At 52.2% G+C, this 9,612-nt stretch carries 14 protein-coding genes; 10 read left to right on the top strand and 4 right to left on the bottom strand.

Annotation, left to right across the window (positions count from 1 at the left end; all coding sequences use genetic code 11):
* The 4 genes from ACQ4MY_RS28940 to ACQ4MY_RS28925 form a co-directional block, all read right to left on the bottom strand.
* Nucleotides 1-353 (bottom strand): DUF6124 family protein (locus ACQ4MY_RS28940; protein WP_440097279.1); only part of this gene is annotated, 353 nt, incomplete at its 3' end.
* Between the two features lie 442 nt (nucleotides 354-795).
* A complete protein-coding gene (locus tag ACQ4MY_RS28935; RefSeq protein ID WP_440097278.1) occupies nucleotides 796-1,149 on the bottom strand; it encodes a DUF7079 family protein in 354 nt (117 codons plus the stop codon).
* Between the two features lie 328 nt (nucleotides 1,150-1,477).
* The gene (locus tag ACQ4MY_RS28930) at nucleotides 1,478-1,843 is read right to left on the bottom strand and encodes a DUF6124 family protein (RefSeq protein ID WP_440097277.1); all 366 of its coding nucleotides are present in this window, start codon (nucleotides 1,841-1,843) and stop codon (nucleotides 1,478-1,480) included.
* 185 nt (nucleotides 1,844-2,028) lie between these two features.
* On the bottom strand, nucleotides 2,029-2,394 hold the full coding sequence (locus ACQ4MY_RS28925; protein ID WP_008080779.1) for a DUF6124 family protein: 366 nt from the start codon (nucleotides 2,392-2,394) through the stop codon (nucleotides 2,029-2,031).
* Between the two features lie 365 nt (nucleotides 2,395-2,759).
* Between ACQ4MY_RS28925 and ACQ4MY_RS28920 the strand changes: the two genes are divergently transcribed.
* The 10 genes from ACQ4MY_RS28920 to ACQ4MY_RS28875 form a co-directional block, all read left to right on the top strand.
* Nucleotides 2,760-3,452, top strand: coding sequence for a hypothetical protein (locus ACQ4MY_RS28920; protein WP_440097276.1), 693 nt, complete (start codon nucleotides 2,760-2,762; stop codon nucleotides 3,450-3,452).
* 283 nt (nucleotides 3,453-3,735) lie between these two features.
* Nucleotides 3,736-4,314, top strand: a complete 579-nt coding sequence (locus tag ACQ4MY_RS28915; RefSeq protein WP_440097275.1) for a hypothetical protein — start codon at nucleotides 3,736-3,738, stop codon at nucleotides 4,312-4,314.
* A gap of 3 nt (nucleotides 4,315-4,317) precedes the next feature.
* Complete coding sequence (locus ACQ4MY_RS28910; RefSeq protein ID WP_185708515.1) at nucleotides 4,318-4,773, top strand: hypothetical protein; 456 nt, start codon at nucleotides 4,318-4,320, stop codon at nucleotides 4,771-4,773.
* A gap of 13 nt (nucleotides 4,774-4,786) precedes the next feature.
* Nucleotides 4,787-5,155, top strand: a complete 369-nt coding sequence (locus tag ACQ4MY_RS28905; protein WP_440097274.1) for a hypothetical protein — start codon at nucleotides 4,787-4,789, stop codon at nucleotides 5,153-5,155.
* Between the two features lie 66 nt (nucleotides 5,156-5,221).
* Nucleotides 5,222-5,692: a DUF6998 domain-containing protein gene (locus tag ACQ4MY_RS28900; RefSeq protein ID WP_440097273.1), complete on the top strand. Its 471-nt coding sequence runs from the start codon at nucleotides 5,222-5,224 to the stop codon at nucleotides 5,690-5,692.
* Between the two features lie 11 nt (nucleotides 5,693-5,703).
* Nucleotides 5,704-6,219 (top strand): hypothetical protein, encoded by a 516-nt coding sequence (locus ACQ4MY_RS28895; RefSeq protein ID WP_440097272.1) that lies wholly within the window; start codon nucleotides 5,704-5,706, stop codon nucleotides 6,217-6,219.
* A gap of 43 nt (nucleotides 6,220-6,262) precedes the next feature.
* Nucleotides 6,263-7,109 (top strand): IS5 family transposase gene (locus tag ACQ4MY_RS28890; protein ID WP_440097271.1). Its coding sequence is split into 2 segments (ribosomal slippage): nucleotides 6,263-6,592 and nucleotides 6,594-7,109, totalling 846 coding nucleotides; the frame shifts between segments, so codons are not numbered across the junction.
* A 237-nt stretch (nucleotides 7,110-7,346) separates the two neighbouring features.
* A complete protein-coding gene (locus ACQ4MY_RS28885; protein ID WP_181283699.1) occupies nucleotides 7,347-8,033 on the top strand; it encodes a hypothetical protein in 687 nt (228 codons plus the stop codon).
* A gap of 278 nt (nucleotides 8,034-8,311) precedes the next feature.
* A complete protein-coding gene (locus ACQ4MY_RS28880) occupies nucleotides 8,312-9,268 on the top strand; it encodes a hypothetical protein (protein WP_440097270.1) in 957 nt (318 codons plus the stop codon).
* Nucleotides 9,269-9,490: 222 nt separating this feature from the next.
* The coding region (locus tag ACQ4MY_RS28875) for a transposase (protein WP_440097280.1) at nucleotides 9,491-9,612 on the top strand (122 nt) is incomplete at its 3' end.

Below are 9,612 nucleotides of genomic sequence, written 5' to 3'. Positions count from 1 at the left end.
CGGCGACCATCCAGGACTCGATTCACCATCAACTCACTCAGCATGATCACCTGATGCAGCATCAGCATGGTTCGGCGCTGGGAGTTGTCGACGACGTCGCTCATGTCACGAGCCATATCACTGGCGGCGGCCAACGACTCGCAGGCTTCGAGGAGGAGAGTTTCTTCGTCCACGGCGGGATCGATGAGGAAGATCTTGCTGGTTTTTCGGGATGGGATTGAGAGCTTCAGTGAGCCGGGGTTGAGATAAAAGTTGATGGCGCGGTCGGTCGCCTCTCTTATCTTTTGAGGCTCGAGGGTTGGGTCGTACGGGATCGGATCGGCGTCCGGTGGGTTGGGCGTGACTTTGAACATAGACGGTACTCCACTCAGCAAAATGAAGAGCCATCACTCTCGCTACCAAACGAGGGTGGCGGCCAGGCGCGGGTTGGTAGACCGGTCTAAGCGGAGTAAAACCCCGGCGCTCCCGAAGGAGCCCCACGCATGGCCGCCATAAAAACCGCCCCCAAAAAGGGACTGCATAAGGCGTCAACACACGCTTAGAAACGGGCTACCAAACCCGATCACTGTTTTTCAGTGACAGGCAAACGATATAGCCCGATCCATAGTCGTGTATGCCGGCGGATTCTGGCGTACGCGTAGGCAACGGCGCAAGGCGTTGTAGCCTTTGTGGCGTAACGGTTTGTGTAATTTAAACGCGTTTGGTTGGTTATGTTTAAGCAACAGCCCCACTAATAAAAAAGGGCCTGTTAGGCCCTTTTGTTCAGATTCAAAAAATCAAAAATCCCCCCGCAAGCTACAGCCTGCTAGCGATTTCCTTCCAGATGTAGGCGTAGTTGTATTTCAGCCAGCGAACCAGCACTTTGTCGAACTGACGGCGAAACCAATTACGCTCTCTCGCAGCCAACCTTTCCTCTATCCACTCCCTGAGAGATTCGGGGTCGAAGCCTGTCCACACCGGAGGTACAGCAGCCACAAGATTGGTAAAACACACCGGCGCGACCTCTGAATAGAGGATTTCGTAAAGAATGTCAGGGGCGACGCCTCTGACCTTTTCCGCAACAAAATCATATTCGACTGGAAAGTCGTTGAACGGCTCCGAGAGCGCAGCTCTTACCTTGGTCAGTTGTGGCTCTGTCAAACGTCCCAATGTGAAAAATTCCTCCGTCTTTCATCCAATGAGCCTGCAACTGCTTCGACTGCGACACCGTCGGCGAATGTTGCGGTGATGAACAACACCAACGCGCAAATCGACATGACAGGAACGCAAATAAGCAGTCCCCTTCCGCACGAGGAAACCGCCTGCCGCCTATCGCCGGCACCGGCACCGGCAATGATGCCTTAGCTTGCCGCTTACTTGAGGCAATTGGGCATGAATTCATTCTGAGAAAATAAACCCGTCCCCTTTTGCGCGTTGTTTTCGTGGCTAGGGACCTCACTCCCTAGCCACTTATTCCGAATCAGCCAGGCACAAAACCCTAGGCCGACGCCTTCAACTCGACGTTATCCAACGCCTTGTTCACCGCCAACTCCCCCAACATCACCACCTGCGCAATCCCCAACAGCGTATTGCGGTTCGGCCCTTCCAGCATCCCGGCAAAATCACCCAGCATCACCGTCGCCGAAGCCAATGACTCGCAAGCATTGACCAGCAACGTTTCCGTGTCGGATTGCGGGTTAACCATGAACAAAGTGCTGGGGCTGTACGGCGTCGCCATGATCTTCTCAGGCGCAAGATAATGATCAAGCGCCCGCTCTGCCGCCGCATGAAGCTTCTTCGAATCGAATGACTCATAAGGCGACGCCGGATCTATTACCGGCGGACTGTTAGTGGTTTCGGACATCAACTGAAACTCCACAAGCACCCATCAAGGCACTCCAAAAGAAATATGAATCCCCACCATGTAGGAGCTGCCGCAGGCTGCGATCCCTTGATCTGCTCTTCAACAATCAAAAACAAAATCAACAGATCGCAGCCTACGGCAGCTCCTACACAGCGTTCGCGGCCTAGCCGTCAATGACGCAGCGCTTAGTTCGGCAAGCGGCGGCCATCCAGGACTCGATTCACCATCAACTCACTCAGCATGATCACCTGATGCAGCATCAGCATGGTCCGGCGTTGGGAGTTGTCGACGACGTCGCTCATGTCACGTGCCATGTCACTGGCGGCGGCCAACGACTCGCAGGCTTCGAGGAGGAGTGTTTCTTCGTCCACGGCGGGGTCGATGAGGAAGATCTTGCTGGTTTTGCGGGAAGGGATTGAGAGCTTCAGTGAGCCGGGGTTGAGATAGAAATTGATGGCGCGGTCGGTCGCCTCTCTTATCTTTTGAGGTTCGAGGGTTGGGTCGTACGGGATCGGATCGGCGTCCGGTGGGTTTGGAGTAACTTTGAACATAACAGCACCTCTTTCTTGAAAGAATGAAGAGCCGTCACTTTCGCTACCAAACGAAGGGTGGCGGCCACACGTGGGTTGGTAGACCGGTCAAGACAGAGAAAACCCCGGCGCTCCACGAAGGAGCCCCACGCATGGCCACCATAAAAACGGAGCCTCCAAATGGAGACCACTTAAGGTTGTGCCTTACGGTTGTCGAGAAACGGGCTACCAAACCCGATCACTGTTTTGCAGTGACGGGGAAACGATATAGCCCGATCCATAGTCGTGTATGCCGGCGGATTCTGGCGTAAGCGTAGGCAACGGCGCAAGGCGTTGTAGCCTTTGTGCAGTAACGGTTTGTGTAATTTAAACGCGTTTGCCGAGTTATGTTTATTCGAGGGAAATGCCTGATTTCTTCATGGTGTTCTCATGCAAAACACTACCGGTTCAGTCCAAAGCCGCCATTCTCGAAGGGCGGCTTTCGGCCAAAAGCTGACCATCAGCCCTCGTGGCTTCTGGCAAAAATTGAGTTATGGTTTGCCTACGAAAAAATGGACGATTTAAAGCCCTGCTTTTTAGGTTTAATTGACTTCAATACACGAACGGCAGGAGCTGGAAGCAGTATGAAGGACTCATATAAACAAATCGTAGCCCTGAGCAAAGGCACTGTACGAACACTTCTCGACGAAAAGAAGGTTCTCATGTCCTACCTGTATAGCCAGGCGCTTACGCACTGTATAGAGCATTCGGAGAAGCATGGTGATTACACCCTTCTTGGTGCATTGGTGAACGTATTCGAAGGTCGTGACTTCAAGCTGTTCGTTTCAGCATGGATCTGTGAACGCCTTGGGCTAACAAGCAAAATGGGGCCGGTGGGAACCGTCTTCGCAAGGAGCGGGAAACCTCCCAATACGCATGTGAGCTTTAAGGTAAGTGTGGAAGAGTTTGCAGGAGCGAAATTTAAAGCAAAAGTGCCGGTGAAGCCTGTTGCTACGAAGGAGAAGAAGGCGCCAAAGCGTGTTGATATGCTCGACTCGTGGGCACGCCTGCCGGGTAGCTTCGGACATGGGAAGCGGTGAGCAAGTCGATCATCGGACTACGTTACAAGTGGTTCGAAAAAATGGGAAAAAAATAGTGTTCCGGAGAAAGATTTTGACCGCTACATGGATGCCCACTTGGCATTTGCTGATTCATTGGGAAGCGGCGTCGACCAAATAGAAGCAAGAGTAGCAATCCAAAAATGGGAGCGCTACGCAGGGTAATCCTGGTTACAGGAAATTCTCGCCCAAGTCCCGCATCTGTGGGGCTGAGGCCGTAGACGCTGCCGCTTTGGCTTCCAGCACATCAAGGACTGACTTGATCATGAAAGATGAAGCGCAATCGGGCTATAAGCCTGTGCAGGACGATGTGCTGAAGATATTGGGCCTTGCGGTGATCACGGGGCAGGGTGTTGAGCGTCTGTTGAGCAACTGCCTAACGTTTCCATTGCACGGCGAGCCACTGCAAACTGTGGAACAGCTTCAGATCCTGCTTGAGCGACATTCAAAAGCCACTTTGGGACAACTGCTCAATGCGCTGCGGAAGCGGGTAGACCTGCATCCCACCTTCGACGACAAGTTGGATCGCTTCCTCCAGTATCGCAACGTCATCGCGCATCGGCTACATGATGTGCCCGGAGGTCTTGACCTGCATTCCGATGAAGGACGGGGGAGGCTAAAGGCTTTCCTGCTCCAGTACATGGATGATGGTCAGACCGTCAGCATGGTATTGCTGGGCGTTTTGCGGGAATGGGCGAAGCAAGAGGGCATTAGTATTCCCAGCGAGCACCATCTGAGCCAGCAAATGCAGGATCACCTCGATGCCAATGTCGTGCCAAATTTGGATGCTTTGATCAGGTCTAAAGAACTTGGCTCGAAGCCAAAGGGCTCGAACACGGATTAGACCATGAATGCAATCAGGACAGAGCTTGAGAAGGTGGCCCTTGCGTGCAGGGTTGGGCTCATTAGCCTCGTTGATGCAAAGGGCTCAACCTTTAACGGATTTCCCTCAGGCGCGTGCGGGGTCGCTTCCGACATTTTGGGGCGAGTAGTTTGGGAAACGCTTCAGTATGAAGGGGAGTACGTCTGCGGTACACGTCACCCAAAGCTGAAAGACGGAGCGACCCACGCATGGTTTGAGGTCGGTGATTTCATCATCGATATCACATACGACCAGTTTCAAGCTACTGGACTATTCGGCTGGGTTTTCGACCGTAACGATGGCTGGCATGCGCAGTTCCGATCCCAGGAGCGCCGTCAGGGGTTTTGCATGCCCTCCGGGTGGCCGGCATACCCGTTGGATGGCTATAAGGCTGCCCGCGAAGAGGCCAAGAAAGTAGGCCTGATCTGTAAGCCGGATTAAATAGGAAAAAAACATGAAACGGATGTTTGTAGCGCTCATTTTGGCGATTGCAGCAGGCTGCAATGTATCAGCAGCTGCCGAACCACCGATGCCATCTGGCATGAAAGAAAAGGCACTTACCCCGCCAATACCAGAGCAACCGATGGACGTCTTGCATTTGCGCAAAATTCGATTTGATGACGATTGTGAAAAATGGCGATCAGCAGGCAGCAAATTTACTGCATCGCAAGACGTCACGGACTACCTACAACGTTCCCGTGTCGCTGCGTGGAGAGTTAATGATCGAGAGTACGTGAATCGCGTACTTTGGCCCGTCATGCGCGATTGCGTATTTGCGGGATATTGGGGGGATGTCCCAGTTGTTGAAAAGATTAACGACTAGGCGGAAGCCCCTGATCAAATCTAAACAATCAGGCTAATGAACCAAGGCCAACGATAGGAAAGTCGCATGGAGGACGCCGATGAGGTGTACCAGATCCTTCGAGACACCAAGGTTTTGGCTCGCCGTTATTACCAACTCACTCGCAAACCGCTGGGTGTGACTGGGGAAATCGCAGAGTACGAGGCAGCTCGGCACCTCAACGTCGAGTTGGAACTGGCTAGGCAAGCTGGGTACGACGCGACAGAAGTGAGAGATGGGCTGACAGTCAGAATTCAAATCAAGGGGCGGTATTTCACCAGCCCACGAATGCGAAGCGGCCGAGTGGGATCAATCGATTTAAGGCAACCCTTCGATACTGTTTTACTGGTTCTTCTCGACACGGATTACAACGCTTTCCAGATTTTTGAAGCGGATCGATCTGCGGTTGAGGCGTTACTGACAAGGCCTGGGTCAAAGGCTCGAAACGAACGTGGCTCAGTCGGTATCAGTCAATTCAAAGCGATCAGCAGACTGCGCTGGGCGCGGTCTGAACTATAGGAAATGACGCCATGCGACAGTTCGAACGAGATGATGTGCTTCGGGCTGCCGCTGGGGACGCAGATGCCTTGTTAAGAGTGCAAAGACGCAAGGACGTGCTGAAGTGGAATGCCCAAGAGCGCAGGACAGCATTGAAGTACGCTACGCCCCTATGGGCTGATCATAAGGCGATTGATGCTATTTACACGGAGGCTAGGCGGCTGTCAGCCGAGACTGGTATTAAGCATGACGTTGATCACATCATTCCGCTCCAAGGTAAAAAGGTCTGCGGACTACACATACCTTGGAATCTGAGAGTGATAACAAAGGCTGCTAACGTCAAGAAGCACGCCAGCTTTGGTGATGAGGATGTCGTAGGTTTTTTGGCCGAACTTGGTTATGAAGTAATTTACGGTGTTCGCAACCTGAAGCGGGCAATCAAGATAGGCAGGCGACAACCGGTTCTGCTAGTTAGCCCCGAGGGGCAGGTCATGCTAGGTTCTGTACGGAAATCCCGAGAAACTGAATCGGCGCCCCTCGGAAGCTGAAATTCTGTAGGGTTCCCCGCCATCTACGGAAAGGAATTCTGTGATGGCAAAGCGTTACGAACTCTCGGATGAGGCCTGGATTGTGGTTGCTGATCTCTTCACTGAAACCCATGGTCGGGGGCGACCCCGGCTGAACGACCGCCTGATGCTTGATGGCGTGCTCTGCTCGGGTGCTGCGTGGCGAGATATGCCCGAGCGCTTTGGCCCGTGGTCAACGGTGTATCAACGCTTTCGGGGTTGGCGAAACCAGGGGGCATTCGATCAGATGCTTAAACGCTTGCACCTGAGATTGAATGAGCAAGGCTTGATCGATTTGCAAACTTGGATGATCGACTCAACCGCTGTACGCGCAACCCGAGCCTCTTCTGGCGCCAGGAAAAAAGGGGCCTGACGAGCCTGCCGATCACGCTCTAGGCCGCAGTCGCGGTGGCCTGACAACCAAGATTCACATGCTCTGCGACGCCAACGGGACACCGTTGCGCTTCCTCCTCTCTGGCGGTCAAGTCAGTGACATCAGCTACGCGCAACCACTGCTGGACGAAGTCAGCATTCCATCAAACCAACGTGGCCGCCCGCGTAAACGCTGCAAATGGTTGCTTGCCGACAAGGGCTACGACGCCGAAGCACTGCGCCGCTACTGCGACCAATATCGAATGCAACCCGTCATTCCGATGCGCTCAATGAAGCGCAAAGCCAAGCCTGGCTTACCCAGACTGTTTGATCGGCCCAAATACCGACAACGCAACATCATCGAGCGCATGTTTGGTTGGCTGAAAGAGAACCGCCGCATCGTGACGCGCTTCGACAAGCTCGCGAAAAGCTACGCCGCCATGGTTTCACTGGCGTGTTCCATGCGGTGTTTGCGACATCTCTTTTCGTACAGAGCCTAAGAAGGGGTTACTGGAGTGAGGTCGCTGCAGCGAAGCACGGTGTCGTGGGGGCTGCGCAAAGATGTTCCAGAAGTCTTTTTTGGCTGCTGACGTGGAGCAGCGTAGAGTTCTCCATGTCAAGCGTAGGGCTCGGGATCATGACTGAATTGGCAGCATGCGCTCAAAGTAAAGATGTTATGACAGTCATTGGTCACTTGAGGCAAAATGCCATCTTTTTCGCCTGGGATAGGTGCGGCCATGTATAAATTACCCTTGCTAGATTGTTTTCCGCTGAGTGAAGGAGAGCACGATCCTAGGGAGGTAGCGCTTGATGCTTACCGAGTAAAGATGGGACTTCCGGGAACGCCCTTACGACCAAGGCTGGTTGCAAATAATGCCTTTGAATTTGCTGCTCTCGCGGCAAGTACCCGTGGAGCCGCTGGAAATGCTTTTACATCTGATCTCGAGAATAAACTGAACACTGGCGTCTATCGCAGTTGGCTAAACTTAATGCCTACTTTGAGTGCGTCTCCTCAGATAGAAAAATACCGAGATTGCAAACACGATCCTGAAAAATTGAATCTTGAGCTGGCGCCGCTGCCGACATTATGCTCTGGTCAAAAGCTTTTTCATGGAGGGCATTGGCCTGGGGTCGTTCAAGTGGGAGCTACCATAGATGTTGATAGAGCTTTTTCCACAACTCTGAATGCGTATCGTGCGGCTTGGTTTTCCGATGAGGCTCAGCGTAAAAATGGTGGCGAATTCCACCTATGGCTCATTACTATTTCAAATTATTTTTCTAGTCCAGTCTATGTGTATAGCGCTTTTTCAAATAGACGTACGGGGCATGAGATGGAGGTTCTAATTCGTCGTGGTTTTAAGGCGGTGTTGACTGGTATTGATAATGAATTTGGATATAAGATTTTGCATGTGGAATTTTCCTGAGCTGTGTATGAGGGTTCGCGCAATTAATAGTTGCCTTGTGTGGGAGGGACTTAGGCTCTGTACGAAATATATTCGAGCAAGGACTAGGCAAGGCGAAACGGACGAGGGCGCGTACTTGACTAGTTGTCAATAAGCGCCGAGCCTGATTTTCAAATCAGCCTGGGCGGATTTGGATGCCTTTCTTATAGAGTCTGGTGGTGGGCGACCGTCATGCCCGGTCAAGACGGACATTTTATTTGCGGCAGGCTTTAGGGGATATAATGTCGACAAAGACTCAAATGAACAAGCGTGCGCTGCGACGGGATAAATTCAAGTTTCCATTTGAGCTTTCCGAAGAGCAAATTGCGATCAAGCTCGGATTCTACTTCGGTCTTCTCGAGGAAGGGCTAGAGAGGAGCTTTGAACTTCACCCTTCTGATGAGGCGAAAACGGGCGCTGATCATGAATACGAAGGCATCCTGGCTCGATATTATCTACAGGCCAAAGCACCTGTCGGTTTACTGGGGACGCAAAAGGTCCCAATCGATAAGGATAGAGAAGATGCAGGCTTGAACACGATCCGAAAGTTTCGTGCGGACAATGATCTTTGCGAAAATCCTTACTCCCTTTGTTTTCCGCTGCGGCGCCCCGCTAAACATGCGAAAGTGCCCGAGCAGCTTCAGCATAACTTGCTGTATGCGATGCATGACCCCTCAAAGAGAAGTTACGCGATGTATGTGGCGCCGACTACCTATGAGAAAGAAGAGTACTTGCGGCTGCTTAGAGACAAGTCGCATAGGGAATACCTTCATGATGGCCCATTTTGGCGGTCTAATAACAGGCGTTATCTGCTGAACTCGACGATGCTTACGGAGATGTTCATGAACATGCCATTCCTGCAAGCACACATCTGCATCGTGCCTCATGACATGGTTCAGTCGCACGAGCATCACTATTCCTATTCGGTGCATGCCAACGATGTCGCATTTCACTCTCCTGCGGTCCTCGATGATGTTTCGATGAATTTATCGGACTTCCTTGCCCGGCAAAGTCAGTTTAATTCCCGTGCTGCGGATGAAGAGCCTCAATCAATAGAAGCTGTTGCCAGCGACTTGAAAAGGTCACTTCCAGAATCAGTCTTATCTGGTATCGCGCCTGTGGAGAATGAGTCCCGGATCAGCTGGATTAAACGAGTGGGTGTCGCCTTGAAAAAGGAATATGGGATTGATCAGTATTTGCTGGTCAAGAGAAAGTGATGGCTAGTACTTTAGGTTAGTATTCCATCCCCCCGTCGGGCGTCAGGGCAATTGTCGTGTCCCCGCTTTTTGAGAAGTATTCCGGAGAAAGAAGCTTATGGTCATGCCTTTCTTCTCAGGTGAACGTTAGGTTCTGTACGAAATCCCGAGAAACTGAATCGGCGCCCCTCGGAAGCTGAAATTCTGTAGGGTTCCCCGCCATCTACGGAAAGGAATTCTGTGATGGCAAAGCGTTACGAACTCTCGGATGAGGCCTGGATTGTGGTTGCTGATCTCTTCACTGAAACCCATGGTCGGGGGCGACCCCGGCTGAACGACCGCCTGATGCTTGATGGCGTGCTCTG

Origin of the sequence: Pseudomonas sp. SM4 (assembly GCF_051913165.1) — a bacterium.
Classification (GTDB): domain Bacteria; phylum Pseudomonadota; class Gammaproteobacteria; order Pseudomonadales; family Pseudomonadaceae; genus Aquipseudomonas.
This window is presented reverse-complemented; position numbering and strand designations above follow the sequence as displayed.